Annotated in this window: 25 protein-coding genes and 1 tRNA gene; 17 read left to right on the forward strand and 9 right to left on the reverse strand. The window is 40.0% G+C overall.

Annotated features, from left to right (window positions below):
- The 4 genes from D2V08_RS08200 to D2V08_RS08215 are packed head-to-tail and all read left to right on the forward strand — an operon-like array spanning nt 1 to nt 3,163.
- Entirely contained in the window at nt 1–624 is a 624-nt protein-coding gene (locus tag D2V08_RS08200; protein WP_119607549.1) for a DUF4230 domain-containing protein, read from the forward strand.
- 2 nt (nt 625–626) lie between these two features.
- Complete coding sequence (locus D2V08_RS08205) at nt 627–1,031, forward strand: Dabb family protein (RefSeq protein ID WP_119607550.1); 405 nt, start codon at nt 627–629, stop codon at nt 1,029–1,031.
- A complete protein-coding gene (locus D2V08_RS08210) occupies nt 1,028–1,387 on the forward strand; it encodes an MmcQ/YjbR family DNA-binding protein (protein WP_119607551.1) in 360 nt (119 codons plus the stop codon). The genes D2V08_RS08205 and D2V08_RS08210 overlap by 4 nt, the downstream gene beginning before the upstream one ends.
- Nucleotides 1,388–1,393: 6 nt before the next feature.
- Nucleotides 1,394–3,163 (forward strand): MutS-related protein, encoded by a 1,770-nt coding sequence (locus D2V08_RS08215; RefSeq protein ID WP_119607552.1) that lies wholly within the window; start codon nt 1,394–1,396, stop codon nt 3,161–3,163.
- Here the strand turns inward: D2V08_RS08215 and D2V08_RS08220 are convergent.
- The 3 genes from D2V08_RS08220 to D2V08_RS08230 form a co-directional block, all read right to left on the reverse strand.
- Complete coding sequence (locus tag D2V08_RS08220) at nt 3,160–4,260, reverse strand: DUF4407 domain-containing protein (RefSeq protein ID WP_119607553.1); 1,101 nt, start codon at nt 4,258–4,260, stop codon at nt 3,160–3,162. The genes D2V08_RS08215 and D2V08_RS08220 overlap by 4 nt on opposite strands.
- A gap of 104 nt (nt 4,261–4,364) precedes the next feature.
- Nucleotides 4,365–6,398: a M56 family metallopeptidase gene (locus D2V08_RS08225; protein ID WP_119607554.1), complete on the reverse strand. Its 2,034-nt coding sequence runs from the start codon at nt 6,396–6,398 to the stop codon at nt 4,365–4,367.
- A 2-nt stretch (nt 6,399–6,400) separates the two neighbouring features.
- Nucleotides 6,401–6,766 (reverse strand): BlaI/MecI/CopY family transcriptional regulator, encoded by a 366-nt coding sequence (locus tag D2V08_RS08230; protein WP_119607555.1) that lies wholly within the window; start codon nt 6,764–6,766, stop codon nt 6,401–6,403.
- A gap of 136 nt (nt 6,767–6,902) precedes the next feature.
- Here D2V08_RS08230 and D2V08_RS08235 point away from each other — a divergent pair, with 136 nt between their 5' ends.
- Entirely contained in the window at nt 6,903–7,481 is a 579-nt protein-coding gene (locus tag D2V08_RS08235) for a PhnA domain-containing protein (RefSeq protein ID WP_119607751.1), read from the forward strand.
- On the opposite strand, the gene D2V08_RS08240 is transcribed toward D2V08_RS08235, so the two are convergent.
- Nucleotides 7,478–8,866, reverse strand: coding sequence for a dipeptidase (locus D2V08_RS08240; RefSeq protein ID WP_119607556.1), 1,389 nt, complete (start codon nt 8,864–8,866; stop codon nt 7,478–7,480). The genes D2V08_RS08235 and D2V08_RS08240 overlap by 4 nt on opposite strands.
- Nucleotides 8,867–8,962: 96 nt before the next feature.
- Here D2V08_RS08240 and D2V08_RS08245 point away from each other — a divergent pair.
- The 3 genes from D2V08_RS08245 to D2V08_RS08255 all read left to right on the forward strand — a co-directional run bounded on the left by D2V08_RS08245 (nt 8,963) and on the right by D2V08_RS08255 (nt 11,436).
- Nucleotides 8,963–9,044 (forward strand) — tRNA-Leu (locus D2V08_RS08245).
- Nucleotides 9,045–9,521: 477 nt separating this feature from the next.
- Nucleotides 9,522–9,911, forward strand: coding sequence for a response regulator (locus D2V08_RS08250; protein ID WP_119607752.1), 390 nt, complete (start codon nt 9,522–9,524; stop codon nt 9,909–9,911).
- Between the two features lie 67 nt (nt 9,912–9,978).
- The gene (locus D2V08_RS08255; RefSeq protein ID WP_119607557.1) at nt 9,979–11,436 is read left to right on the forward strand and encodes a sensor histidine kinase; all 1,458 of its coding nucleotides are present in this window, start codon (nt 9,979–9,981) and stop codon (nt 11,434–11,436) included.
- Between the two features lie 4 nt (nt 11,437–11,440).
- Here D2V08_RS08255 and D2V08_RS08260 read toward each other — a convergent pair whose 3' ends face one another.
- The 3 genes from D2V08_RS08260 to D2V08_RS08270 all read right to left on the reverse strand — a co-directional run bounded on the left by D2V08_RS08260 (nt 11,441) and on the right by D2V08_RS08270 (nt 14,046).
- Nucleotides 11,441–12,376, reverse strand: a complete 936-nt coding sequence (locus D2V08_RS08260; RefSeq protein WP_119607558.1) for a threonine ammonia-lyase — start codon at nt 12,374–12,376, stop codon at nt 11,441–11,443.
- 49 nt (nt 12,377–12,425) lie between these two features.
- Nucleotides 12,426–13,331, reverse strand: coding sequence for a universal stress protein (locus D2V08_RS08265; RefSeq protein ID WP_119607559.1), 906 nt, complete (start codon nt 13,329–13,331; stop codon nt 12,426–12,428).
- Nucleotides 13,332–13,410: 79 nt separating this feature from the next.
- Nucleotides 13,411–14,046, reverse strand: a complete 636-nt coding sequence (locus D2V08_RS08270) for a Crp/Fnr family transcriptional regulator (RefSeq protein ID WP_245980540.1) — start codon at nt 14,044–14,046, stop codon at nt 13,411–13,413.
- Nucleotides 14,047–14,219: 173 nt separating this feature from the next.
- On the opposite strand from D2V08_RS08270, the gene D2V08_RS08275 reads away from it, so the two are divergent.
- The 9 genes from D2V08_RS08275 to D2V08_RS08315 are packed head-to-tail and all read left to right on the forward strand — an operon-like array spanning nt 14,220 to nt 24,160.
- Nucleotides 14,220–16,604, forward strand: coding sequence for a heavy metal translocating P-type ATPase (locus tag D2V08_RS08275; protein WP_119607561.1), 2,385 nt, complete (start codon nt 14,220–14,222; stop codon nt 16,602–16,604).
- Nucleotides 16,605–16,663: 59 nt separating this feature from the next.
- Complete coding sequence (gene ccoS, locus D2V08_RS08280; protein WP_119607562.1) at nt 16,664–16,873, forward strand: cbb3-type cytochrome oxidase assembly protein CcoS; 210 nt, start codon at nt 16,664–16,666, stop codon at nt 16,871–16,873.
- 2 nt (nt 16,874–16,875) lie between these two features.
- On the forward strand, nt 16,876–19,077 hold the full coding sequence (gene ccoN / locus D2V08_RS08285; RefSeq protein WP_119607563.1) for a cytochrome-c oxidase, cbb3-type subunit I: 2,202 nt from the start codon (nt 16,876–16,878) through the stop codon (nt 19,075–19,077).
- Nucleotides 19,078–19,079: 2 nt separating this feature from the next.
- Entirely contained in the window at nt 19,080–19,268 is a 189-nt protein-coding gene (locus D2V08_RS08290; protein WP_119607564.1) for a CcoQ/FixQ family Cbb3-type cytochrome c oxidase assembly chaperone, read from the forward strand.
- A 4-nt stretch (nt 19,269–19,272) separates the two neighbouring features.
- Nucleotides 19,273–20,247, forward strand: coding sequence for a cbb3-type cytochrome c oxidase N-terminal domain-containing protein (locus tag D2V08_RS08295; protein WP_119607565.1), 975 nt, complete (start codon nt 19,273–19,275; stop codon nt 20,245–20,247).
- A gap of 50 nt (nt 20,248–20,297) precedes the next feature.
- A complete protein-coding gene (gene ccoG, locus D2V08_RS08300; protein WP_119607566.1) occupies nt 20,298–21,707 on the forward strand; it encodes a cytochrome c oxidase accessory protein CcoG in 1,410 nt (469 codons plus the stop codon).
- Between the two features lie 10 nt (nt 21,708–21,717).
- Nucleotides 21,718–22,164 (forward strand): FixH family protein, encoded by a 447-nt coding sequence (locus tag D2V08_RS08305; RefSeq protein ID WP_119607567.1) that lies wholly within the window; start codon nt 21,718–21,720, stop codon nt 22,162–22,164.
- A 2-nt stretch (nt 22,165–22,166) separates the two neighbouring features.
- Nucleotides 22,167–22,877 carry a sulfite exporter TauE/SafE family protein gene (locus D2V08_RS08310; protein ID WP_119607568.1) on the forward strand — a complete coding sequence of 237 codons (711 nt, stop codon included), beginning with the start codon at nt 22,167–22,169 and terminating at the stop codon, nt 22,875–22,877.
- Between the two features lie 14 nt (nt 22,878–22,891).
- A complete protein-coding gene (locus D2V08_RS08315) occupies nt 22,892–24,160 on the forward strand; it encodes an acetyl-CoA hydrolase/transferase family protein (RefSeq protein ID WP_119607753.1) in 1,269 nt (422 codons plus the stop codon).
- A gap of 94 nt (nt 24,161–24,254) precedes the next feature.
- Here D2V08_RS08315 and D2V08_RS08320 read toward each other — a convergent pair whose 3' ends face one another.
- Entirely contained in the window at nt 24,255–25,076 is an 822-nt protein-coding gene (locus D2V08_RS08320; RefSeq protein ID WP_119607569.1) for a universal stress protein, read from the reverse strand.
- A gap of 17 nt (nt 25,077–25,093) precedes the next feature.
- Nucleotides 25,094–26,452, reverse strand: a complete 1,359-nt coding sequence (gene hemN, locus D2V08_RS08325) for an oxygen-independent coproporphyrinogen III oxidase (protein WP_119607570.1) — start codon at nt 26,450–26,452, stop codon at nt 25,094–25,096.
- Nucleotides 26,453–26,466 lie beyond the last annotated feature (14 nt).

A 26,466-nucleotide genomic window follows, 5' to 3' on the forward strand; every position in this document is an offset into this window, starting at 1 on the left:
ATGGGTGAAGCAGTAGACATAGTTTTGGGATTGATTTTAGGTGCAATATTAATGTATTGGGTCTTTTCCTTGTTCCGAAAAAAGAAAAACAAAGAGATAACCGAAGAGCAATCCACCGTAATCTTGAATAAAATACGGAGCGTATGCAAATTGGTTTCTGTTGAAGGTGATTTTGCCGAGATCTATCACTACGAAAATACCAAGGACAGTTTTATGAGTTTGTTCCGTAGCAAGAAGAAGGCACTGATTATCATCAAGGCCAAAGCGCATATCGGATACGATTTGAATAAGCTTGATCTGAAGGCAGAAAACGATAAAAAGAAAATAATATTGAGTCATTTTCCAGAGCCAGAAGTATTGTCCATTGAGCCTGATTTACAGTTTTACGATATCAAAAATGGTATCTTCAATAGTTTTTCGCCCACAGATCTAACCAATCTCAACCAAGAGGCTAAAGAGCATATCAAAAAAAGAATACCAGAGAGCGGGTTGATGGAAACCGCTCGAAATGAAGCTTTGCAGGCCGTTTTGGTTGTGGAGAAAATTGTTGAGACCATCGGGTGGACATTGGATTATTCTGCCTTGGAAATATCAAATAGTGAAAAACAATCTATAGAAAAGTAAACATGAAAACAAAAATCATAACCTTGCTTTTGGTGGGTGTATTTGCCACCAGTTGTGTACAAATCAAAACCGATATGGACAATAATTTTGACCACACGTATGCGCATGTGGTGTATTTCTGGTTTAAAAATCCAGATAGTCATGCCGACAGAACTACTTTTGAAAAATCCTTGACCAAGTTTCTGGACAATTCCCAGTATGCCAAAACAAAATTCATTGGTACACCTCCAAAGGCCATACGCGATGTTGTGGATGATTCCTTTACCTACTCCTTGATTCTTTCTTTTGAATCTGCTGAAGATCAGGCCGCTTATCAAGAAGAAGCGCCGCACAAGGTATTTGTTGAAGAATGCGAGGATCTTTGGGAAAAGGTAATCGTTTACGACTCTCAGGGAATCAAACAATGAATGTAGAAGAACTTAGGGAGCTTTGCCTATCCAAAAAAGGGGTGACCGAGGAGTTTCCTTTTGATGCCGACACTTTGGTGTTTAAGGTAATGGGAAAGATGTTTGCCTTAGTTCCTTTGGAACGGGTTCCTCCCCAATGCAATTTAAAGTGCGATCCAGAAAAATCGGAAGAGCTTCGGGAGGAATATGATGGAGCCATCATTCCTGGCTACCATATGAGTAAAAAGCATTGGAACACCTTATTCTTGGGACAGCTTCCACCTCAATTAATTAAAGATTTGGTAGACCATTCCTACGGATTGGTCGTATCTGGATTAACCAAAAAGCTTCAGCAAGAGCTTAACAATTTAGGCTGACATTACATGGAAGATTTAAAAGGCTTTTACGAATCTCAACGGAACAGACATCAGCAAGAATATCAGCAAGTAAAAAAACGATTGGGTCTTTTGGCCACGTTTAGACTTTCTGTTTTTGTGGCTTTTTGGTTTGCAATCTATTTGCTTTGGGGCTCTACGGCCTTAGTGGTGATAATACCTCTTTTAATTGTATTATTTCTCTATTTGGTAAACCAATTCAGTAATGTAAAACGTCATAAAAAATATTTAGAAAGGCTTATAACCATCAATACAACGGAATTGGAAATCTTGAATCGCCGTTACCACGATTTACCAGATGGAAAGGAGTTCTTAAAACCAAATCACCCATACGCGCAGGATTTGGACCTTTTTGGAAGGGGGTCTTTTTATCAATACGCCAATAGAACCATTTTGCGACAGGGACGGGAAGTGTTTTCGAAACTTTTGTTAGATGGATATCCAAAGGATATTGCCAAAAAACAAGAAGCCATTCAAGAGTTGACCAAGTTGCCCGAGTGGCGACAGCATTTTTCAGCTTTGGCTGGGGAAACCCAACCCAAAATATCCCCTGATGTGGTCTCCGACTGGCTGAAAAATCACAAATCCTTTATGCCGAAATGGGCGGGAATCGTCCCTCTGATTTTTACTTTGCTATCAATTTTAATGATTGGTATGGCTTTTATGGGCTTGGTACCGGAAAGTTTGGTCTTGTTTTGGTATGTTTTGGGCGTGGGAATCGTGGGTCGATATGCCAAGAATATTATTGGATTTACCGCAAAAGTGTCAGAGGCACAGGAAACCATCCAGCAGCACCAACGATTGATTTCCGAACTGGAGGAACATACTTTTAGCTCGGAATTGCTGCAAGAACTCCAAAAGAAATTAGTAGTCAAGGGTGAAACTACATCTAAAATATTAAAACGATTCTCCCAAAATATGACGATGTTGGAACAGCAATTCAACTTGATCGTGTCATTTTTTGGTCAGGGTCTCGGGTTGTACAGTCTATTTTATGCCTATAAAGTTGAATCTTGGATAGCAAAATACGGTAAGGAGGTGGAAAATTGGTTTTCCGCCATTGCTCAATTTGATGCCTACATCACATTGGGCACCTATGCCTTTAATCATCCTGATCATACTTATCCTAGTTTAGTGGGTGGAGATATTGTTATAAGCGGAAAAGAAATTGGACATCCATTGGTGGACCCCGAAAAGAATGTCCTCAACGATTTTGAAATAGGAAAGGGGCGTTTTTGTATCGTGACAGGGGCCAATATGGCTGGAAAAAGTACTTTTTTGAGAGCCGTTGCTTTGCAAATAGTAATGGCTAACATGGGTTTGCCCGTAAAAGGAAAAGATGTAAAATATGCTCCAGTTCGTTTGTTGACCAGTATGCGTTCTTCGGATTCTTTGGCGGATGAGACCTCCTATTTTTATGCAGAGCTCAAACGGTTAAAGTATATTGTTGAGGAGTTGGAAAAAGATGATTGTTTTGTGATTTTGGACGAAATCCTGAAAGGTACAAACAGCGTGGACAAGGCCGAAGGTTCCAAAAAATTTGTGGAGCGTTTGGTGAATAATGGGTCTACGGGAATGGTGGCTACCCACGATTTAAGCCTGTGCATCCTTGCCGATGAACTTCCGGAGGTAGAAAATCGATATTTTGATGCCCAGATTGTAAACGGGGAACTGTTCTTCGATTACAAGTTCAAAGAAGGGGTTTGCCAAAACATGAATGCATCTTTCCTACTAAAAAATATGGGTATTGTGGATTAAAGTCCTTTTACCTGCACATTGTGAAAAGAGTCTGCCTGCAGTCGAAGCAGTTCTTCTGCTTTTTGCTTTTTGTAACGGTAGAGCTCTTCCTCGTTTTTGATATCAGCATAGATTTGCTGGTTGATTTCTCCATCGGTAGACAACAATAATTTGCGTTGCTCCACTTTTTGGGTTACCCACGTAGCCACCACACTTTCTTGTTCTTCAAACTTATAATCGTATTCGCCTTTTGGTGCCAACAATTTGGCAATAATTGGAGCTGTTTCAATTGCTAAGAACAGTAAAAAGATAAAAAATGATGGAAACCAGGGTAATTTTCCCAAGGCATTGATGCGTGCCATCAGTCCGTCAAAACCATCAATAATGGGTTGGGAGTTGGCAACTGCCGTATCGTAATCAGTTTGCAAAGCCGCAATTTGAGCTTCGATGTTTTCAATTTTTGTAGCGTTGGTCTCCTTCAAGGAGTTGAGCTCCGTCAAGGCTGCATCATGCTTTTCGCGTTTTTCTTTGTATACGGGACCTTTGCCCAACAATCCTGTACCAGCGGTGCCTTCAGCCTCGGAAATATAGGTGTTGTAAAGGGCATTGGTTTCAGCCTCTTTGGTAGTAACTTCTGTCTTCAGGTTTGTGATGTCTTGGTTAAGACTTTCAATTTTTGGAGTGTACTGTAGCGCTAATTGTTCCTTGTTGTTTAGGGTCAAGGCATTCTTCTCTTCTAAAAGGACTTGGTTAATTTCCTTTTCAAAAATTTTCATCTCCAAAGGTTTGGAAATCACCACGGCAATGATCAATGCCAAGACTATCCGTGGAGCTGCTTGGAGCAGTTCTCCTTTAAAATTGTCACGCTTTTTAATGGTAGAAACAATATATCGGTCCAGATTAAAAATGAGCAAACCCCAAATCAAACCAAAAAAAATGGAGGTGTATATGTTGTCGAAAACCGTGTAAAGGGCATAACCGGAAGCAATGAATGCCATTACAGCGGTAAAAAATACCGTGGCACCGATACCAGCGTACTTATTGCGTTCCCCGTTGGAACAAGTGTCTAAAATTTGGGTGTCCGCTCCTGAGCAGAAGATAAAAAAGCGTTGTAACATAGTGTGTTCTCTTTGATTGATAGGTTATTAGAACGCAATTTTTGTGGATTTGTTACATAAAAAGCCCCAATTAAGGGGCTTTTAACATTGTATGAAGTAGGAGTCTAGTTATCTATTTCAATGGGATCTACCGAAAGTTTTACAGTTGGTATTTTATCCTTGGAGCCCCTGGTGTCTATGTTTATTTTATCATTATTTTGAATTACTTCAATCGCTTTTTTAGCGGATATCTCCTTACCATTCAAAGTGAAAGCTGCTCCCTTGGCTGCCATTTCCTTAACGTGTTCCAAAGGAGATTTTGGCGCGGGTGGGCTAGGTGGTGCTACAGGTTTTATTGCTTTTACGTTTTTAACAACTGAGGGCGGCATTGGGGGTTTTGTAGCATCTGGTGCAGGTGGTGCAGGTGGAAAGTTTGGAAAAGGTTCCGCATCCTCACGCTGTTTTTTGGACATTTTCCCATAAATCACTTTTAACCGCATTACCTCTTTCTTTTTGATGATTATATGGTTTCGGTCCATTGCATTGTACTTTTTGGCCAAAGCATTGTATTCCTTCATTTCCTCTCGCGTAGCGCTCTCTTGATAAAGCACTTTGGGCCCTACAATATTAATGGTGGCAGAACCGTGCTCGGCGAGAATTTGATCTACCTGATCAATAATATTTTTTGGGGTGTTTTGGTCAACCTCGATTACCGAGCGTAGTGTTTTTTTACGTTCATCAAAAGAAAGATGATCGTTAATTTTAGAAAGTGTTCCTTTTAAATCATTTAAGGGCACCAAATCTTTTTGGAACAATATCTGACCACTCTTGTTGATTTTAATGTTGATCGGGTTGATGGTTTTTTGACCAGCATTTTGAGGCAAAGACTCTGGAAAGGGTTGTACAAGTTCTTTTTGCGCCTTGTCTATTCCTTCAACTGTCATTTGTTTTGCATTCAAAACTGTTGTGGTCGGAGTAATTGGAACGTTTTCTTGAAACTGACTTTCTTCCATAATCACCTCATTGGCAAATACCTCAATCAAATCAATGCCAGTGGTTCTTATTTTTTTGGACAAATTGTTTATGGTATTTAGATATACAGGTTGGATGACATTTATCTCAACCTTGGTTTTTTTAGGATCATAGGTCGATAGGTGTTCTTGATTTAAAACTTGAGCGACTTCATTAAAATGTACAACCTCATCCTGAATTTGCACAGTTTCAATACCCAAAATATCCATTGTAATAATGTGGTCCGTTGGAATTTCCCTTGCAATTTCCCGATGCTCGCTAAACCCGAATAACAGTAGGGCCATAAGGGGCAGAAGCAGCATGCTTCTGAATACAAATGATTTTTTTGATGTGTTTGTTTTCATGACTGTAAAACGTTTTTTGATTGATGAATAATTAATGGCATTCGCAATGCCGATTGACTGATTTTTGTTAAAGCTATCGTGTGATAAATACGATAATATAGTGTTTTGATATTGTGAACGATTATTGTTCTTGATGATTACGGCCCTATCAGCCAAAAATTCGTGGTTCAGTTTAATGGATGACTTAAATAAGTAGATAATAGGATTGAACCATAATAGTACTTGTGCTATTTCAATAAAGAGAATATCCAGACTATGTCGTTGTTTGGCATGGGTTTCCTCGTGTAAAATGACTTCCTGCGGAATGTTTTGCTCCTCAAATTGTTCTTTGTTCAAAAAGATATAGTTGAAAAAAGTATGCGGAGGCATGGATTGTTTTAAAAGAACCCTTGTAATAAAATTTTCCTTAAACTTGGGATTAAGACGGATACGTGACCAAATTTGAGTAAGGTGTCTGATAAAGCGGATTCCAAATGCAATAACTCCAAGTACATAGATACTCCAAAGCATAATTTCCCAGTTGAAAGCGGATTCTTCGGCGACTAGCTGGTTAGTATTAATTTCCGGTGTTCCGCTTGTGTTTGCTAAGTTTTGAGATACAGTGTTTTTTGCTATTTCAATATATTCGGTAAAGACAATATTGGGAATTAAAAAGGAGGTAATTAGAGCACTTAAAAGAAAAAATCGCTTAAAATTGTGTACACTTTCTTTTTCCAGGACTAACTTGTAGAAGGCCAAAAAAATGGCTAGGCATGCTGTAGATTTTAAAAGGAAGACTAGCATAATTACTTCTTTTTGATTTCGTTGTCGATCAATTTTTTCAATTCTTCCAACTCACTTTTGCTCAAGTTGGTTTCTTTGGTAAAAAAAGAGGCAAATTGACTGGCACTATCGTTAAAGAAGTTTTTGATGAGCCCGTTTACATGTTTGGAGAAATAATCCTTCTTCTTTACCAAAGGATAGTATTCCCTACTTCTTCCTATACTGTTGTAGGCTACAAAACCTTTGTCCGTCATACGTTTTAAAAGGGTTGCTACGGTGGTAGTGGCAGGTTTGGGTTCTGGATAGGCATCCAAAAGGTCTTTCATAAAGGCCTTTTTTAATTTCCAAACAATGTTCATTAACTCCTCTTCGGATTTTGATAACTGCATTTTCAAATCTTTTACAATTATTGTTCTACAAACATAGAATAAAAATTTTAATTCTACAAATGTAGAGTATGTTTTTGATGAGAAGAAGTTATTATGATATCCTAAAATGTTAAGTTTGCCGTCAAATTGGAATATCATGGGATTATTAGAGGACTTACAGAACAGAAGCGGAAATACTTGCGAACTATGCGGGGCAACAGAGAATTTACAGGTGTATGAAGTTCCTCCGGTTTCCACAGGCGGGGTTGATGGAAGCCTTTTGGGGTGTTCCACCTGCATTGGTCAGATTGAAAATCCCGATACCACAGATTCCAATCATTGGCGTTGTTTGAATGATAGTATGTGGAGCGAGCACGATGCCGTAAAGGTGGTTGCGTGGCGTATGCTGAACAGGTTAAAGTCCGAAGGGTGGCCTCAAGATCTTTTGGATATGATGTATTTGGAAGATGAAACCTTGGAATGGGCCAAAGCAACTGGAGAAGGGGAAGAAGAAAGTGAAAAAATCATCCACAGGGATGTAAACGGCAATATTTTGGAGAATGGTGATAGCGTTGTACTGGTAAAGGACTTAAAAGTAAAAGGTTCCAGTATGGTCGCAAAACAGGGAACCGCCGTTAGACGAATTTCCCTGGATTACGAAAATGCTGAATACATTGAAGGCAAGGTAGATGGTCAACAAATCGTTATTATTACCAAATACGTTAAAAAACTCTAGGCCTTCATCTCTGTATAATATTTGTAGAAATAAGGGATGGTCTCAATTCCCTTTAAAAAGTTCCAAACTCCAAAATGTTCGTTAGGGGAGTGGATGGCGTCGCTGTCCAATCCAAATCCTAAAAGGATGGTTTTGCTGTCAAAAACGTTCTCGAAAAGTGCTACGATCGGAATACTTCCTCCTGTTCGTTGTGGAACTGGCGTTTTTCCAAAGGTAGTTTCCATTGCTTTGGAAGCTGCTTGGTAGCCAATGCTCTCAATCGGTGTTACGTATGCCTGCCCACCGTGGTGAGGAGTCACTTTTACTTTTACGCTTTTGGGCGCAAGTGATTTGAAATGCTTGGTGAACAAATCGGTAATCTCGTGCCAATCTTGATCGGGAACCAATCGCATCGAAATTTTAGCGTAGGCTTTACTGGCGATTACGGTTTTTGCACCTTCGCCCATGTAACCTCCCCAAATACCATTAACATCTAAAGTTGGACGTATTCCAAAACGTTCAGATGTTGAATATCCCTTTTCTCCATGTACATCATCAATATCCAGAGCTTTTTTATACTCTTCCAAATCAAAAGGCGCTTTTGCCATTTCGGCACGCTCCTCATCTGATATGACTTCTACTTTGTCATAAAAACCAGGTATGGTGATATGGTTGTTCTCATCATGCAGCTCAGCAATCATTTTTGCCAAAACATTGATGGGGTTTGGTGCTGCACCTCCATAAATACCTGAATGCAGGTCTCGGTTGGCGCCAGTCACTTCTACCTCAACATAGCTAAGTCCACGTAAACCTGTGGTAATGGATGGTGTGTCATTGGTAATCATTCCGGTATCGGAAATCAAAATAATATCGTTTTTGAGTTTTTCGCTGTTTTCCTTTAGGAAATCCTCCAAACTATCACTTCCTACCTCTTCTTCACCTTCGATCATGAACTTTACATTGCAAGGCAAGGTGTTGTTCTTGATCATATACTCAACAGCCTTTACGTGCATAAAGAACTGACCTTTATCATCACAGGCTCCACGAGCAAAAATGGCCCCATCAGGATGTAATTCCGTTTTCTTGATGATAGGCTCAAAAGGCGGTGAATCCCAAAGATTAATGGGGTCTGGTGGCTGTACATCGTAGTGGCCATAAACCAATACGGTTGGCAGATTAGGGTCTATGATTTTGTCACCATACACCACGGGATAGCCTTTAGTCTCGCAAATTTCTGTGTTTTCACAACCTGCATCATCCAATGATTTCTTTACGGCTTTAGCAGTTTCCAACACATCTTTTGAATAAGCTGGGTCAGCACTGATGGAGGGGATTTTTAACAGGTCGATTAACTCGTTGATAAATCTGTCCTTGTTCGTGCTGATGTAATTATTTATGTCTTTCATATATGAATTAAAAGTACCCTAAAAGTACAAAAAACAAGTTTTTAAAGGGAGTACATTTGCAAATCGGAAAATTGATTTATATTTGCACTCCGTTTCGCGGGTGTGGTGGAATTGGTAGACACGCTAGACTTAGGATCTAGTGCCGCAAGGCGTGGGGGTTCGACTCCCTTCACCCGCACAAAAAAGGCCCTTCAAATATTTGAAGGGCCTTTTTTTAATATAATTAATTGCTCTTTAGCCTCCATCTTGCGTAAGTTTTCCTTGGTATTATATATCAATACTGTTTAAATGAAAATCTAAAAGGGTATTTTGCTAGTTACATCTCTCATATATTTCCCGTTTAGATTTTAATTAACTCAGTTGGACAATTTTTTTAAATATGATAAAAAAATAAAGGGTAGATTATAAAAAAATAAATATTTAGTGATTTTTACGAATAAAAAGAAAAATGTTAAATTTACGATAAACCTTGTTGAAAGGCGGGTTTAATGTAATTGGGACCTTAAATATCACTGGTGTTTATCAACTAATCATGACTATTGATTTTACAATAAAATAGTGTTATTTAAGTTCTATTAATTAGAAAATATTGATATTTATCAATTTTTTGAGAAAACCAAACTGAAACTAACTAAAATAATTGACCAACAACGCTATGTACAAGGAAATATATTTGGTCGACGACGAAGACCTAGTGAATACTGTGAATGCGATTCACTTTAGAAGAATGGGAATGGAAGATAGGGTAAAGAGTTTTACCAACCCGGAACTGGCCCTTGATAATCTCAGGTTTAGAGATGACCCAAAAGTTAAAACACTCATTTTATTGGATATCAATATGCCGGAGATGAGTGGCTTTGAATTTTTGGAATTTATGATGCTCGAAGATTTTCCAGAATCCAATGAAGTGCTTTTAGTAACTTCTTCGGAATCGGATGCGGATAAGGAAGAGGCTGAAAAGTATGAGAAATACGTCAAGGAATTTATCACAAAGCCGTTAAAAATTGAGCATTTGGAGGACTATCTGCAAAGTGCCAATAAATAAGATACATATTTAATTATTACTTAACTTATATAAGGCCCTTAATTTTATTCTGAATAACTTTTGAACTGTGAAACAGAACCACGCCTTTATTCAAAATAAAATTGAAATCGTTGAAGATAGGGGTGACCTTGTGTGGGCAATGGATGAAGATTACAAGCTTACCGCTTTTAATACGTCCTTCAAGGCACGTCTTAAACAGAATGGTTTAGGAGATGTTGAAAGGGGTATAGACCTTAAAGAGGTATATAAGGCAGATAGTTTCTTTAATCCCTGTCAACAAGGTTGTGAAAGGGCGCTAAATCGCTATGCAACCACATCAAAGCATACTTTTGAGGAGAACGGAAAAATAGTGGTGCACGAGTTTTCCTTCCAACCTTTTATGAATCACTTTGGAAATGTAGTTGGTTGTTGTATCTGGCAAAAGGACATTACACAAGAAGTAAACAACAATCATCGATTAAGGGAAAGTGAAAGAAAGTATCGGGAGGCCCAAGAAGTTGCCGATGTTGGGCATTGGAACTGGGACATGAAAAAGAACGAAATCACCTGGTCCGACCAACTTTTCAGAATCTTTGATAAGCATCCTGAAACATTTAAAGCGAATTATGAGTCATTAATGGAAATCATTCATCCGGAGGACAGAGATGCTTTTAATGAAGATGTAAATAAATGTATCGAGGGAAAAAAATTACATGATATTGTCCATCGGATTTTGGTGGGTAACGCAGAAATTAGGTATGTCCATCAAAAGGGCAGAGCTTTTTACGATGAAAATGGCAAGCCTTACAGGATGAGTGGTACCACCCAAGAGGTTACCAAAGATGTACTGTCCAATAGGCAAATAGTGGAACAAAATCATGAGCTTCAAAATTTTGTCCGAATTATATCCCATAACTTGCGAGGCCCCATTTCTAACCTTTTAATGTTATCCAAAATATATGATTGGGGCAAGGATGAGATGAACGACGATATTATGAAAAAGATAGAGCATACTACAGAAGCTCTAGATCAGACTATAAAGGACCTTCATCATTCGTTGGCGTTAAAAGCTGCGGACAAGGAAAAATTCAGGAAGGTTCTTCTTGGGGATGTAATGAAAGATGTAAATGGGCTTCTATCAGAAGAAATCACAAAAAATGGAGCTTCCATTGAAACCAATTTTTCAAAAGCCAATATTGTATTTGGTGCAAAGAGCTACGTAGTAAATGTTTTTTACAACCTTATTCTTAACGCGATAAATTATGCCAAGGAAGGAGTTTCAGCGGTTATTGAAATAGCTTCGGATGAAAATGATAAAGAAGTTGTATTGAAGTTTTCCGATAATGGTATAGGAATGGAACTTACCCCCGAAAAAGAGCGAAAGATTTTTGATATGTATGGCAGACTTAGCGGTGCTACTGAGGGCAAGGGTTTTGGACTTTATTTGGTAAAGACACAAGTGGAGGCCATGGATGGAAAAATAGAAGTTGAGAGTGAGAAGGATGTTGGAACCACTTTTACCATAACTTTCCCTAAAGTTCTGTAATATCTTAAAAGGGCAAATGGCTTAAGTCAACATTTCCGCCAGATATTATAATACCCACTTTTTTGTTCGCTAAGTCATCTTTTTTCTTAAGAACCGCCGCTAGGGCAACAGCACTGGAAGGTTCACATACAATTTTGAGTCGTTCCCAAATAAATCGCATGGCCGAAATGATTTCATCTTCTGTTACCCGAACAATTTCGTCCACAAATTTTTGAATGATTGGAAAGTTCCTATCACCCAATTGGGTTTTGAGTCCATCTGCAATCGTATTTGTTGTGGTGTTGGTCTCTATTTTTCCACTTTGCAAGGACCGATAAGCATCATCCACCTCAAAGGGTTCTCCACCTATGGTTTTGCAATTGTTTCCGAAATAATAGGCAGACAAGGCTGTTCCAGCAATCAATCCTCCACCGCCAACAGGAGTAACTACATAATCAAGACTTGGTCGGAGTTCCAATAGTTCTTTGCAGGCTGTTCCTTGTCCTAAAATCACATGGTCATCATTCGAAGGGTGAATAAAAGTTGCTCCATGTTCTTTTACAATACGATCAGATTCACGTTCCCGAGCCTCTAAGGTAGATTCACACTCAACCAAGATGCCACCGTATCCTTTGACCGCTTCTTTTTTAACCTTAGGCGCTGAATTTGGCATTACGATATAGGCCTTTACTCCTAAACTTTGCGCAGAAAGGGATAGGGCTTGTGCAAAATTACCGGAAGAATGGGTAACGACTCCATTTTGTTTCTGCTCGTCCGTAAGTTGCATTATGGCATTGGCGGCACCGCGCATTTTAAAGGCACCCATCCGTTGAAAGTTTTCGCATTTAAAGTACAAATCGGCACCAGCTATCTCATTAATAAGTCTGGAAGTGAGCACAGGAGTATTATGGATAAAAGGTTTTATCCGTTCGTGGCAGTCAATTAATTGTTGTTTGTCCATAAATTACCTTATACCGAGTTTTTTACGGTATAAAGATAACAACCGAATATCAATTGTGCGACTCTACTTCCTCTTCTTCTTTTGCTTCTGTAGAAACACCTTCCATGCCCAATTCAGGTATTACCAACAAGGGTATCTGGGTATGGAACGCCGTTCTTTTGATTATGGGTTCACGTGTCATCTTTTCCATATAACTATGCTGATAATTCAACATCGCTAAAAGATGGATATCCAATTCCTTAGAGAATGTTTCCAAAGTGTGAGAAACCGAATTTAGCTCGGAAACCGTATGAACATAATGTTCCACATCACCAAGATAGCGTCGCAGCATATTTAAGTTGAACTGCTGCAGTTCCGTCAATGCTTTTATACCGTACTGCACATGAACAATTCGGATGGTTGCATTGAACATTTTGGCCATCTCCAGAAGCGGAGATAGCTCGGAAGAGGTGTAAAATCGATTAAAATCTGTGGCAAAAGCAATTTCCGAAGGTGTTACGTATTCAAAATGATAAGGAATGGCCAAAACAGGACATTTTTTGGTGCTTTTTATAATCCGCACCGTATTACTGCCCATAAATACCTCGTCCACACCAGAAGCACCCTTGGTTCCGGTAACTACCAAATGGATTCCAAAAGTCTCCACGATATCCTTTACCTCTTCTACCAAAAGGTTAAAGGAGGAAATGGTCTCAAAACTGTGGTTGGGATTGCCATATTTGGTTTTTATCCGTTCCACGGTATTGGTCAATCCTCGTTCAGAATTCTCCCTCACCGCATCCACAATGCGAACTCCATCAATCATTTTTGCCATAAATCGGCTACTGGGGATAACAGGGGTATAGGTGTTGAGCAGGTAAAAAGTACAACGCCTGTTGCGGAACAATTGCATGGCGTAATCTATTGCATTCCATGCATTTTCCGAAAAATCCGTAGGTATTAAAATCTTTTGCATCTGACTAAGATTATGATGCATAAAATTAGACCTATGGGGTAGGGGATACTATGACAATTGTCAGCTTTTTAAAAATGGGCTAAAAGCCTTCAACCATTTCCAAAAGTTTGCGTTCATCCTTAATGCCAATTTTTTTGCCCGAAGTATGAATCAAGCCTTTCTTTTTGAACTCTGAAATGATTCTAATTGCAGATTCCGTAGCGGTACCCACTACATTGGAAATATCTTCTCGAGACAGGGTAAGGGCCAAAAAGCCATCGGCATCCTCTCCAAAATTGTTCTTTAGGTATAGAAAAGCTTCCGCCATTCTTTGTTTTACCGTTTTTTGGGAAATATTGACAATTACATCGTCTGCTTCTTTGAGGTCATGGGCCATATGACGCAAAACCTCTAAAGTGAAATTTGGATTTTTTTGAAGGGTATTGTTGATGCTTTCCTTAGGAATAAAGCAAACCTCCATATCATCAACGGCAATGGCAGAAAGATTGGTGCTCTCTTGCGAAATAACCGAGCGCTGACCAAGAACTTCCCCCTTGCTCGCCAATTTCACAATTTGGTCTTTTCCGTTGGCACTTAATTTGGAAAGCTTGGAAACACCATTTCTTACACAATAAACGCCGTTGAGTTTATCGCCCTCTTCAAATAAAGGCTCACCCTTTTTTACCGTTTTGGTGGTTTTGGAGTCGGAGACTTTTTTCAGCTCCTCTTTGCTCATCGCGCGTAGCGAGTTGAACTGTCGGACTATACAATTTTCACACCTGCTTTCCATATTAATTAGTTTACCTGATTCAACAAAAATAGTTGATAAACAATCACAATTTACTGATAATTATCATATTTTTAAGGGGAATAGTATTACAAATTTGCATCAGGTAAAGCAAATGTGAAATGGCAGACTCGACCTGTTATCATTGTGGAGACGAGTGCGGTAGGGGTAGTGTGCGGTTTGATGATGAAGACTTTTGTTGTAACGGTTGTAAAACCGTTTACGAGATTTTTACATCGAACGGCCTGTCCACCTTTTATGAGATAGAGGGCAAGGCAGGAACAACACCCAACGAAATCCGCCAGAAATACGATTTTTTGGACAACCAGGAAATTGTACAGCAATTGGTGGAGTTTAATGAAGAAGGCGTCCAAGTGGTTAGTTTAAGTATTCCTACAATCCATTGTAGTTCTTGTATTTGGGTATTGGAAAACTTGAACAAACTACATTCCGCCATTACATTTTCGCAAGTAGATTTCCCAAAGAAAACCATTCGAGTTACTTATAAAACTGAAGATTTCTCCCTAAAAGCGTTAGTGCTTTTGTTGGGAAGTATCGGTTATGAACCATACATCTCTTTAGAGGAGTACAACAAAAAGGGAAAAAAGGTGGATCGTTCCTTAATTTATAAATTGGGGTTTGCAGGTTTTGCCTTTGGCAATGTGATGCTATTTTCCTTTCCTGAATATTTCGAGGTAGAGGAGTTTTGGCTGGATCAATACAAACACGTTTTTCGTTGGTTGATGTTCGCCTTTTCCTTACCCGTTGTATTCTATGCCGCTCAAGATTATTTTATTTCAGCCTATAAAGGCATTCGTTCCAAATTGCTGAATATTGATGTCCCAATTGCCCTGGGTATTTTAACTCTTTTTATCAGAAGTACGGTGGACATTGTTTTTGATTTGGGCTCTGGTTTTTTTGATAGTCTCACAGGTTTGGTATTCTTCCTGTTATTAGGGAAATTTTTTCAGCAGAAAACATATGCCTATCTATCTTTCGAGCGGGATTACAAATCCTATTTCCCAATAGCCGTTACCCGTTTGAAGAAAAATGGAGAAGAAGAAAACATCCAAATCTATAATATTGAAGTAGGGGACAGGGTTTTGATTCGAAGCCATGAGATTATACCCGTAGACTGTATCCTGATCAAAGGAACGGCCGAAATTGATTATAGTTTTGTTACCGGTGAGTCCGAACCTGTGTTCAAAGAATCTGGTGAAAAGCTGTTTGCGGGTGGAAAGCAACTTTCGGGAGTTTTGGAAGTTGAGGTATTAAAATCCGTTTCCCAAAGTTATTTAACGCAGCTGTGGGGTAACTCGGTATTTTCCAAAGATAAAGCAAGTCAATTCCAGACCCTTACCGATAGTATTGGCAAACGGTTTACCATAGCAGTCTTGAGCATTGCCACTTTGGCTACTCTTTTTTGGTTGATTTTGGATCCGAGTTTGGCCCTGAATGTATTCACTTCCGTATTGATCATTGCCTGTCCTTGCGCCATTGCCTTGGCTGCTCCATTTACCTTGGGGAACATGCTCCGCATTTTTGGAAAGCATAAATTCTATTTGAAGAATACCAATGTCATTGAAAGATTGTCAAAGATAGACACTGCTATTTTTGATAAAACGGGAACCCTCACCACAAACATAAAAGATACTATTCACTATGAAGGGATGGAACTTACAGAAGAGGAGACGGCCCTTTTAAAAACAACCTTAAGGGCATCTAACCACCCGTTGAGCCGATCACTCTACAATATTTTAAAGTCAAATGCCATAATGACTCTTGAGGAATTCCAAGAGCATACAGGAAAAGGCATTGAGGGAAAATATAATGAACACTCTATAAAAGTTGGCTCGGCGTCTTATGTTGGTGAGAATAAAGCAAATTCTTTGACCAATACCACGGTGTATGTAAGTGCAGATGAGGACGTGAAAGGCCGTTTTGTTTTCAAGAATACGTATCGGGATGGTATGAGTCAAATTTTTGAGGAGCTAGGGACTGATTTGGAACTTGGCATTCTTTCCGGTGATAATGACGGGGAAAAGGAGCAGTTGCAAAAAGCACTTCCAGTCAAGACAAAAATGATGTTCGACCAAAAACCGAAGAACAAGCTGGAATACATCAAAAGTTTGCAAGAAAGCCACAAAGTTTTGATGGTGGGCGATGGATTGAACGATGCAGGGGCTTTGGCCCAAAGTGATGTGGGATTGGCCGTTTCCGAAAACATCAACGTGTTTTCGCCAGCTTGTGATGGAATTTTGGATGCTAGCAAGTTGAGAATGCTGCCAAAGTTCATTAAGCTGTCCAAAAAGTCCATTCGGATAATAAAAATGAGCTTTTTGCTATCGCTCTGCTACAATATTGTAGGATTATATTTTGCTGTAACAGGTCAGTTGCAGCCCGTTATTGCCGCTATTCTGATGCCGTTGAGCTCCATAAGTATTGTAGTGTTCACAACCTTGGCAACAAATTATCTCGGTAAAGAATTAAAAATTTTAGAAAGCTGATATATGTCATTTTTTGAAGGATATCATCACAGTAGTTTTAACCCAAATTTAACAAGGGTATGAGTGTTATTTATGTGTTGCTGGCCATTAGCATAACGGTGGCCATAGTCTTTTTTATAGCCTTTGTTTTTTCGGTAAAAAGCGGACAATACGATGATACCTATACCCCATCGGTAAGAATGTTGTTTGAAGATGAGGTGGTCAAGGACAAGGATGAATCAAATCTAAATAAAAAGGAAATCAAACAAACTAAAAGTACAAACCAATAAATATGGAAATACAACAGTTCCGCTACGATAACAAAATCGTACAAAAGTTCTTATACGCTACCATTTTATGGGGCGTGGTAGGTATGTCGGTAGGTCTCTTGTTGGCCTTTATGTTTTTGTTCCCCAATGTTACAGAAGGTATCTCATGGTTGAGTTTTGGACGTTTACGCCCATTGCACACCAATGCCGTGATCTTTGCATTTGTGGGGAACGCGATTTTTGCAGGGGTATATTACTCCCTACAACGCTTGCTTAAAGCGAGAATGTTCAGTGATGCCCTGAGTAACATCAACTTCTGGGGTTGGCAATTGATTATTGTCGCTGCCGCGTTGACGTTACCACTTGGGTACACTACATCCAAAGAATACGCCGAACTGGAGTGGCCGATTGATTTGGCCATTGCAGTTGTATGGGTAGTCTTTGGTTGGAACATGATCGGTACAATTTTAAAAAGAAGGCAAAGGCACTTATATGTGGCCATTTGGTTCTACTTGGCCACCTTTGTTACGGTAGCCGTGCTGCACATTTTTAACAGCTTGGAGCTTCCAGTGACCGCACTTAAAAGTTATTCCGTGTACGCAGGTGTACAGGATGCCTTGGTACAGTGGTGGTACGGTCACAATGCAGTGGCATTCTTCTTGACTACGCCTTTCTTGGGGTTGATGTACTACTTTGTTCCAAAAGCCGCGAACAGACCCATTTATTCCTATAGACTTTCCATTGTCCACTTCTGGTCGCTGATATTCATTTATATCTGGGCAGGTCCTCACCACTTGTTATATTCTGCTTTGCCTGATTGGGCGCAGAACCTTGGTGTGGTGTTCTCCATAATGTTGATAGCACCTTCTTGGGGTGGTATGATCAACGGATTGTTAACACTCCGTGGGGTATGGGATAAAGTTCGTACCGATGCCACCCTAAAATTCATGGTGGTTGCCATTACCGGTTATGGTATGGCCACTTTTGAAGGCCCCATGCTTTCTTTGAAAAACGTAAATGCGATTGCTCACTTTAGTGACTGGATCATTGCACACGTTCACGTAGGTGCCTTGGCCTGGAACGGGTTCTTGACCTTTGGTATGATCTATTGGTTGGTGCCACGAATGTTCAAAACAGAATTGCACTCCAAAGGATTGGCGAATTTCCACTTCTGGATTGGAACCTTGGGTATTGTGCTTTATGCCCTTCCAATGTATGTAGCTGGATTCACCCAAGCTCTCATGTGGAAAGAATTCAACCCAGATGGTACTTTGGTATACGGTAACTTCTTGGAGACCGTTACCCAAATCATCCCAATGTACTGGATGAGGGCCATTGGAGGTTCCCTTTATATCTTGGGTATGTTTGTTTTGCTTTACAATGTTGTGTTGACCATCAGGTCTGGTAGCAAAGTAGAAGACGAAGCAGCAGAAGCTCCAGCATTGGAACGAGTTGCCAAAAGAAGAGTGGCAGGTGAAACTTTCCACAACTGGTTGGAAAGAAAACCGGTTCAGTTGACCATCTTGGCCACCGTAGCCATTTTGATTGGAGGTGTGGTTCAAATCATTCCAACCATATTGGTAAAATCCAACATCCCGACAATCACCAGCGTTAAACCCTATACACCACTGGAATTGGAAGGTCGAGACCTTTATATAAGAGAAGGATGTGTAGGCTGTCACTCACAAATGATCAGACCGTTCCGTAGCGAGGTAGAACGCTATGGAGAATATGCCAAGGCAGGTGAGTTTGTCTACGATCACCCATTTCTATGGGGTAGTAAGCGTACTGGACCTGACTTATTGCGAGTTGGCGGTAAATATTCCGATAACTGGCACTTGAACCACATGTACGATCCGCAAAGTACTTCTGCCGGCTCAATCATGCCATCTTATGAATGGTTGGTTACCGATGAGCACGACCGCAGTGATGTGCAGGCAAAAATGGAAACCATGGTAAAACTTGGAGTTCCTTATACCGAAGAGGATATTGCCAATGCTCCGCAATCAATGGCAGAGCAAGCAGCGCAAATCGAAAAGAACCTTTACACGGACCCTGAATTCGCCAAGACGTATGAAGCGGATAAAAAATACGCCGAGGAAAACGGATTGGATTTTGTGGAAATGCGAGATCGTGAAATCGTATCCTTGATTGCTTATCTGCAGCGATTGGGTACCGATATCAAAATTAAAGGAACAGAAGAAACTATATCTCAAAACAAATAACCATGTTGAAATTTGTAAAAGAACATATGGAAACCATCGATGGGATAGCCAACTATCCCATGGTTTCCCTACTAATCTTCTTTGTATTTTTTGTTCTATTGTTCTGGTGGGTGTTTACCGCTACCAAAGAACACATAAGGGAGATGTCCGAACTGCCATTGGATAACGAAGATCAACAAAACAAACTATAACATTATGAGCACAAAAACACCTTGGTGGATACGAGTCCCCGTTTTATTCTTTTTAATCTTCGGATTGATGGAATTCTTTATAGACTCTGGTGATAAACCTGCAATAATTGAATATCCGATCACACAGTTTTTTATGCTGTTGGTATTGATGATTCTTATTGCCATAGAACTGATTTTAGCTTCCATTGAGAATATCATGTTTCAAACCCTTTCAGAAGAAGGAAAAGAGCGTTACTTGGAAGCCAAAGACAAGAAGTTTGAATGGACATGGGCCAAGAACTTAATGAAACGACTTACCAAAAGCCGCTCGATTGAGCGTGAAGGTGAAATAGTCTTGGACCACAATTATGATGGTATCCGTGAGTTGGATAACGTACTACCTCCATGGTGGGTATATCTTTTCTATGCGACCATTGTTTTTGCAGTAGTCTATTTGGTTCGTTTCCATGTTATCGGCGAATACGACCAAGAACTTGAATATGAACAAGAAGTAGCCGCTGCCCAATTGGCCATTGAAGAATACAAAAGAACCGCCAAAGACTTGGTAGATGCCAGTACGGTTGAATTCCTATCCGATGAATCGGATTTGGCCGCAGGAGAGAAAATCTTTCAGGCCAATTGTGTGGCCTGTCATATGGCTGACGGAGGTGGTGGAATTGGTCCAAACCTGACCGACAAACACTGGATATTGGGAGGAGGAATCAAAAATATCTTTACAACAATTTCCGAAGGTGGTCGAGATGGTAAGGGTATGATTGCTTGGAAACAAACCCTAAAACCTGCCGAAATGGCTCAGGTTGCCAGTTATGTAATCACTTTGGGCGGTACCACACCCGCCAATCCAAAGGAACCTGAAGGAGAAATTTGGGTAGACCCAGATGCTCCCGAAGAATCCAATGGAACAGAATCTGAAACGGAAGGAACTGCCCCGGAAGAAATGGAGCAGGCCGTAGATTCTACAGAAGTTGCCATGAATTAGTCCTTTGAGACACATAGGCGACAAATATTTATCCATAAACCACAAATGCGATGGAAGAGAACTTTAGGGATTCCATAGGCACAATCACAGAGGAAGGTAAACGGAATTTTATTTTTCCAAAGAAACCCAGTGGACGGTATTATGATTACCGAAAGTATGTAAGTTACTTTTTGCTGATTTTCTTGATAGCAGCTCCGTTTGTTAAAATCAACGGGCACCAATTCTTATTGTTCAATGTATTGGATCGACGGTTCAATATATTTGGACTTCCGTTTTGGCCCCAGGATTTTCATTTGGTGGTCGTGTCCATGATTATTGGAGTAATATTCATTGCACTGTTTACAGTTGCTTATGGTCGTATTTTTTGTGGATGGATGTGCCCCCAGACCATATTTTTGGAAATGGTCTTCCGACGTATTGAATATTGGATAGATGGGGATAGAGGAGCACAAATGCGGTTGGCCAAAGCTCCATGGACGGGTAAAAAGATTAGGAAAAGAGTATTGAAGTGGATCATTTTCTTCATCATTTCCTTTTTTATAGCCAATGTGTTCTTGGCCTACTTGATCGGGAGTGACCAGCTCTTATCATACATCACAGATGGTCCAATGGCGCACTTGAGTACTATGGTCCCATTGCTGATTTTTACAGGAGTGTTTTATTTCATCTTTGCTTGGTTTAGGGAACAGGTGTGTATTATTGCTTGCCCTTACGGTAGATTGCAAGGAGTGCTTTTGGATGATAAATCCATCGTGGTAGCCTATGATCATAAACGCGGTGAAGGTGAAAGCGGACGTAAGAAGTTCAGAAAAAATGAAGATAGGGAAGCGCTTGGACATGGTGATTGTATCGATTGTTTTCAATGTGTGAATGTATGCCCTACCGGAATAGACATTCGTAATGGAACACAGTTGGAATGTGTTAACTGCACAGCTTGTATAGATGAGTGCGATCACATAATGGACAGTATCAATAAACCTAAAGGGTTGATTAGATACGCTAGTGAAGATGAGATAACCAACAACAATAAATTCAAATTTACGGCACGTATGAAGGGTTATACGGCTGTACTTGCGGTACTTACAGGTATTCTTATCGGAATGTTGTTCATGAGGAACGAGGTCGAGGCCAATGTACTACGCTTACCTGGTCAGTTATATGAGCGTAAGGAGAACAATATCATCAGTAATGTTTACACTTATAAATTGGTGAACAAGACCACAAAGGATATCGAAAATGTTCGGTTTGAACTGATGTCCCATAATGGAGAAATTAAAATGGTGTCCCAGGACAGCTTTACTGTTCCAGCAGAAGAAATTGCAGAAGGAACATTGTTTATCGAGATTAACGCCTCTGCATTGAACGGAGACAAGGATAAGTTGGAGATAGGGGTTTATAGTGATGATAAACTCATAGAAACCACGGTGACCCAGTTTTTGGCGCCAAGGAGTTATAATTAAAAAGATTGAAATGAAAATTAATTGGGGAACGGGAATTGTCTTGGCATTTATAGGTTTTATAACCTTCATTCTATACTTCGTCTTCAGGATGAGCACTGATGATAGTGCCAATCACGATTTGGTGACGGAGGAATACTATAAAAAAGAATTATCCTATCAGCAGGAAATCGATGCATCAAATACAGCATCGGAAATGAATGCCAACCTAAAGGTTGAAAAAACTGAAAAGGGTTTGGTGATATATTTTCCAGAGCGTTTCGACCCCAAAAAAATAAGTGGAACAGTGTCCCTATATAGACCGTCTAACAAGCACTTGGATACTAACTTTTCTATAAGTTTGTCCAAAACACATTTGCTCATACCTGACAATCGCTTGGTAGACGGTCGCTGGGACATTTCCATAAACTGGGAATACGAAGGTAATTCCTTTTTGCATAAACAAAAATTGGTCTACTGATCATGTTGACATCCGCGTTGGTTTTGGGGCTTTTGGGAAGCTTGCACTGCTTGGGTATGTGTGGGCCAATCGCCTTTATGCTGCCTTTGGATCAAAAAAATAATCTAAAGAAGACCACACAGTTGTCCATCTACCATTTCGGAAGATTGTTGGCTTATGGTGTCATTGGAGTCCTTTTTGGACTTTTGGGCAAGGGCTTGTCCCTTTTCGGGATTCAGCAAAAACTATCCATTGGTATCGGTGTACTTATGATTCTTTTAGTACTGATTCCAGGGAAGTACTTGAACGGTCATAAATTTTTATCACCTATCTATTCTATTATCGGTAAGGTGAAATCCAAATTGGGTGCTGAACTTAAAAAAAAGACCCCCGATACCTTTTTGACCATTGGTTTCTTGAACGGCTTTTTGCCTTGCGGTCTTGTGTATATGGCCCTTTTGGGAGCCATTGCCATGGGGAGCCCGTTGGAAGGAGGTCTTTACATGATGATTTTTGGTCTGGGAACAGTTCCTTTGATGTCCTTGGTGGTCTATTCCAAAGGAATGTTCAGTAGTTCCATCAAATTTAAGATACAGAAATTGATACCGGTATTTGTGGTCATCATAGGTATTTTGTTTATTGTACGTGGACTTGGATTGGGAATACCCTATGTTTCCCCCAAACAAGCACCTGCAGATTCAGTAACGGCGACCATAGAATGCCATCAACCCTAAAAATCAAATCCACAATGAAAATAACATCAGTGAAAGAGGCGGTAGCAAGTGTTAAATCAGGAGACCGAGTCTTTTTCCAAGGGGCGGCCATGACCCCAAACGAATTGATCGATGCCTTATGCGATAGGTATGATGAACTTGAAAATGTCGAGATTATTTCCATCCACACCGAAGGAGATGCGAAGTATACCAGAAAACCCTATTCCGATGCCTTTACTTTGAACGCCTGTTTTGTCGGGGGCAACGTAAGAAACTTTGTAAACACCTACATGGGCGACTATATTCCTGTGTTTTTAAGTGAAATACCATGGTTGTTCACCGACGAATATCTTCCATTGGATGTGGCCTTTGTTCAGGTGTCACCTCCAGATAAACATGGATATTGTTCACTGGGAGTATCCGTTGATGTCGCATTACCTGCGGTTAGAACCGCCAAAAAAATTGTAGCGCAGATAAACCCCCAAGTACCCCGAACACATGGTACTGGCATTGTTCATGTGGACGAAATAGAATTTGCCATTGAAGTAGATAGGCCTATTCACGAACATAATCCGACCGAAATATCAGAAGTGGAACATGAAATAGGTAGGCATGTGGCATCGTTGATTGAAGATGGTGCTACCCTCCAAATGGGAATTGGAAACATACCCAATGCGGTACTATCCAATTTGGGAAACCATAAAAATTTGGGAATTCATACCGAAATGTTTTCTGATGGGGTGTTGCCTTTGTTGGAAAGTGGCGTTATAAACGGAAAGGAAAAAGCGGTAAAACGTGGTAAAATTGTAAGCTGCTTTGCAGTGGGTTCCCGAAAGCTATATGATTTTATTGATGATAATCCGATATGTGATTTTAGGGACTCCGGTTATACCAACGATACGGCCAGAATCCGAAGAAACCCGAAAGCGACCGCTATTAATAGTGCTATAGAAATTGATCTTACGGGTCAAGTTTGTGCGGATACCATTGGAGGATATCAATTCTCCGGAGTGGGCGGGCAAATGGATTTTATGAGAGGGGCATCCCTTTCAAAAGGAGGAAAGCCCATAATAGCCATGTCATCTACTACAAAAAAAGGTGTTTCCAAAATAACACCATTTTTAAAACAGGGTGCAGGGGTGACAACAACTCGTGCCCACATGCACTACGTAGCAACGGAATATGGTGTGGTGAATCTTTTTGGGAAAAACCTGCATCAACGGGCCGAAGCTTTAATTTCCATTGCACATCCAGATCATCGGGAAGCACTGGAAAAAGCAGCCTATGAAAGATTTCATGGTTAGGATTTATAAAAATTAATCACAATAAAAAAGGGGGCAATTTTAAAATTGCCCCCCTTTTTTTGAATCGCATGAAACCAATCAAAAATGCAATCCATCAAATTTTAAAGGTTATCACAGGTGCTTCGGAATGGTTGGCAATATCTTCACCAATACTTCCCATAAAGAAGTGTGATAAGCCTCTTCTACCATGTGTTGGAATACCGATAAGGTCGGCGGATACTCGCTCACTATAGTTAAGAACACCTTTTTCAACAGTGTAGTCGTTATATATTTTTACTTCCATGCCTACGTTGGCAGCTTTTAAAAATTTAGAGATCTTTTCATTTGCATCATTATTGCTCAGGAATTCATCCCCAGGAGTGTTTATGTACACCAAATGAAGCTTGGATTTTAATAAATCGGCCATTGCTTTGGCTTTCTTTAAGGCAGGAACACTTTCTTCTTCAAAATCGGAAGCGAACACAAAATTAGTTGGTTTGAAATCTTCGATATCTCCTTTGATTACCAATACGGGGACATCAGAAGTTCTAACAACACGTTCGGTGTTTGATCCTATAAAGATCTCTTGAAGTCCATCTGCACCATGCGAGCCCATTACAATAAGGTCTGCATTGTGTTTAGCGGCCACTTCGGCCACTTCGCTGAACACTTTATAGTGTTTTATTACCGGAACTACTTTGATATCCTTTAAATAAGGTTTGTCCAAAAAGTCCGTAAATCGTTGTTCGCCAAGTTTTATGAGGTGAACCACCTGTTCTTGGGATATATATCCTGATTCTCCCATAATGGCAGGAGAAAGCTCCAACATATGGAGGACCAATAGGTCTGCCTTGTGTTGCTTCGCAAGGGAAGCAGCTACTTTAAGGGCTTTTTCAGATTGATTTGAGAAATCAACCGGTACGATTATACTTTTCATTTTATTGCTTTTTTAGGTTAAACGGTCATGGAAAATATTCGGGTATTTGGTTTTTTTCGATGCATTTTTAAGTCAAATGCCATACTTATGTTTCTTACAAAAGGTCTTCCTTTGTCGGTCACTTTAATATTTGTGCCGTTAATTTCGACCAATCCATCCGTTTCCAATTCCGATAGGTTGGCCAAAATATTTTCAAAATCAACTATTCGTTCTTCCTCTACGTCCCATGTGGTCTCGAATTGACACATGATGTTGAGGATATGCCTTCTTAAGATTTCGTCTTCTGCATTAAGAATGTGCCCCCTAAAAATAGGGATAACTCCATGTGAAACCAAATTTTCGTATTCTTCCACGTTTTTTACGTTCTGGGCAAAACCATACCAACTATCGCTAATGCTCGATACTCCTAAACCAACCATTAGTTTGGTTTTGGAAGGTGTATAGCCCATAAAGTTCCTATGTAGCGTTCCTGTTTCCAAAGCTTTGTACAAACTATCGGTGGGTAAGGCAAAATGATCCATCCCAACATCTTTGTAACCAAACTCGCTAAGCATCCTTTTTCCCATTTCGTATTGTGACTTTTTCTCTTCGGATGAGGGAAGGTCGGATTCTTTATAACCTCTTTGTCCGTTTCCTTTTAGCCAAGGCACATGTGCATAGCTGTAAAAAGCAATTCTATCCGGTTTTATGGCATTGGTCTTCATAATAGTTTTCTCCACGTCGGCACTTTCCTGAAATGGCAGACCATAAATAATATCGTGTCCTACCGATGTGTAGCCAATCTCCCTGGCCCAATCAGTAACGTTTTTCACATTTTCAAAGGGCTGTATTCTATTTATCGCACGTTGAACAGTGAGGTTATAATCCTGGACACCAAAACACACTCTTCTAAACCCTACATCGTAAAGTGCTTGTAAATGTTCTTTGGTAGTGTTGTTGGGATGACCTTCAAAACTGAATTCAATTTCATCCGTTTTTTTACTCAGGCGAACAATGCCCTCAATCAGTATTTTTAAGTTTTCTGGAGAAAAAAAAGTGGGCGTGCCACCACCTAAATGTAGTTCCTTTATAACAGGTTTGGAACCCATTAAGTCAACGTATAATTCCCATTCTTTTAACACCGCATTTATATACGGCCGTTCTACTTCGTGTCGTTTTGTTATGCGTTTATGGCATCCACAAAAGGTGCACATACTTTCACAAAAGGGTAAGTGTATATAAACACTGATTCCTTCTTCGGGACTTTCCCCAAAAGCTTTTAGTACACTGGATTTCCATTTTTTTCCTGAAAAAGTTTCCAAATCCCAATATGGTACAGTCGGGTAACTCGTATATCGAGGGCCAGGAACATTATATTTTTGAACTAATTCGCACATAAGCTACATACCAT

Source organism: Flagellimonas lutimaris (assembly GCF_003581615.1).
GTDB lineage: Bacteria > Bacteroidota > Bacteroidia > Flavobacteriales > Flavobacteriaceae > Flagellimonas > Flagellimonas lutimaris.

Bases quoted from the DNA above. Each gene is read 5' to 3' on its own strand.
- ccoS (WP_119607562.1), top strand. From the start codon at position 16,664: ATGAGTGTTATTTATGTGTTGCTGGCCATTAGCATAACGGTGGCCATA.
- D2V08_RS08250 (WP_119607752.1), top strand. From the start codon at position 9,522: ATGTACAAGGAAATATATTTGGTCGACGACGAAGACCTAGTGAATACT.
- D2V08_RS08230 (WP_119607555.1), bottom strand. From the start codon at position 6,766: ATGCAGTTATCAAAATCCGAAGAGGAGTTAATGAACATTGTTTGGAAA.
- D2V08_RS08320 (WP_119607569.1), bottom strand. From the start codon at position 25,076: ATGAAAAGTATAATCGTACCGGTTGATTTCTCAAATCAATCTGAAAAA.
- D2V08_RS08295 (WP_119607565.1), top strand. From the start codon at position 19,273: ATGAGCACAAAAACACCTTGGTGGATACGAGTCCCCGTTTTATTCTTT.
- D2V08_RS08305 (WP_119607567.1), top strand. From the start codon at position 21,718: ATGAAAATTAATTGGGGAACGGGAATTGTCTTGGCATTTATAGGTTTT.
- D2V08_RS08310 (WP_119607568.1), top strand. From the start codon at position 22,167: ATGTTGACATCCGCGTTGGTTTTGGGGCTTTTGGGAAGCTTGCACTGC.
- D2V08_RS08240 (WP_119607556.1), bottom strand. From the start codon at position 8,866: ATGAAAGACATAAATAATTACATCAGCACGAACAAGGACAGATTTATC.
- ccoN (WP_119607563.1), top strand. From the start codon at position 16,876: ATGGAAATACAACAGTTCCGCTACGATAACAAAATCGTACAAAAGTTC.
- D2V08_RS08315 (WP_119607753.1), top strand. From the start codon at position 22,892: ATGAAAATAACATCAGTGAAAGAGGCGGTAGCAAGTGTTAAATCAGGA.
- D2V08_RS08215 (WP_119607552.1), top strand. From the start codon at position 1,394: ATGGAAGATTTAAAAGGCTTTTACGAATCTCAACGGAACAGACATCAG.
- D2V08_RS08225 (WP_119607554.1), bottom strand. From the start codon at position 6,398: ATGCTAGTCTTCCTTTTAAAATCTACAGCATGCCTAGCCATTTTTTTG.
- D2V08_RS08275 (WP_119607561.1), top strand. From the start codon at position 14,220: ATGGCAGACTCGACCTGTTATCATTGTGGAGACGAGTGCGGTAGGGGT.
- ccoG (WP_119607566.1), top strand. From the start codon at position 20,298: ATGGAAGAGAACTTTAGGGATTCCATAGGCACAATCACAGAGGAAGGT.
- D2V08_RS08260 (WP_119607558.1), bottom strand. From the start codon at position 12,376: ATGGACAAACAACAATTAATTGACTGCCACGAACGGATAAAACCTTTT.
- D2V08_RS08220 (WP_119607553.1), bottom strand. From the start codon at position 4,260: ATGTTACAACGCTTTTTTATCTTCTGCTCAGGAGCGGACACCCAAATT.
- D2V08_RS08270 (WP_245980540.1), bottom strand. From the start codon at position 14,046: ATGAGCAAAGAGGAGCTGAAAAAAGTCTCCGACTCCAAAACCACCAAA.
- hemN (WP_119607570.1), bottom strand. From the start codon at position 26,452: ATGTGCGAATTAGTTCAAAAATATAATGTTCCTGGCCCTCGATATACG.
- D2V08_RS08205 (WP_119607550.1), top strand. From the start codon at position 627: ATGAAAACAAAAATCATAACCTTGCTTTTGGTGGGTGTATTTGCCACC.
- D2V08_RS08235 (WP_119607751.1), top strand. From the start codon at position 6,903: ATGGGATTATTAGAGGACTTACAGAACAGAAGCGGAAATACTTGCGAA.
- D2V08_RS08265 (WP_119607559.1), bottom strand. From the start codon at position 13,331: ATGCAAAAGATTTTAATACCTACGGATTTTTCGGAAAATGCATGGAAT.
- D2V08_RS08210 (WP_119607551.1), top strand. From the start codon at position 1,028: ATGAATGTAGAAGAACTTAGGGAGCTTTGCCTATCCAAAAAAGGGGTG.
- D2V08_RS08200 (WP_119607549.1), top strand. From the start codon at position 1: ATGGGTGAAGCAGTAGACATAGTTTTGGGATTGATTTTAGGTGCAATA.
- D2V08_RS08290 (WP_119607564.1), top strand. From the start codon at position 19,080: ATGTTGAAATTTGTAAAAGAACATATGGAAACCATCGATGGGATAGCC.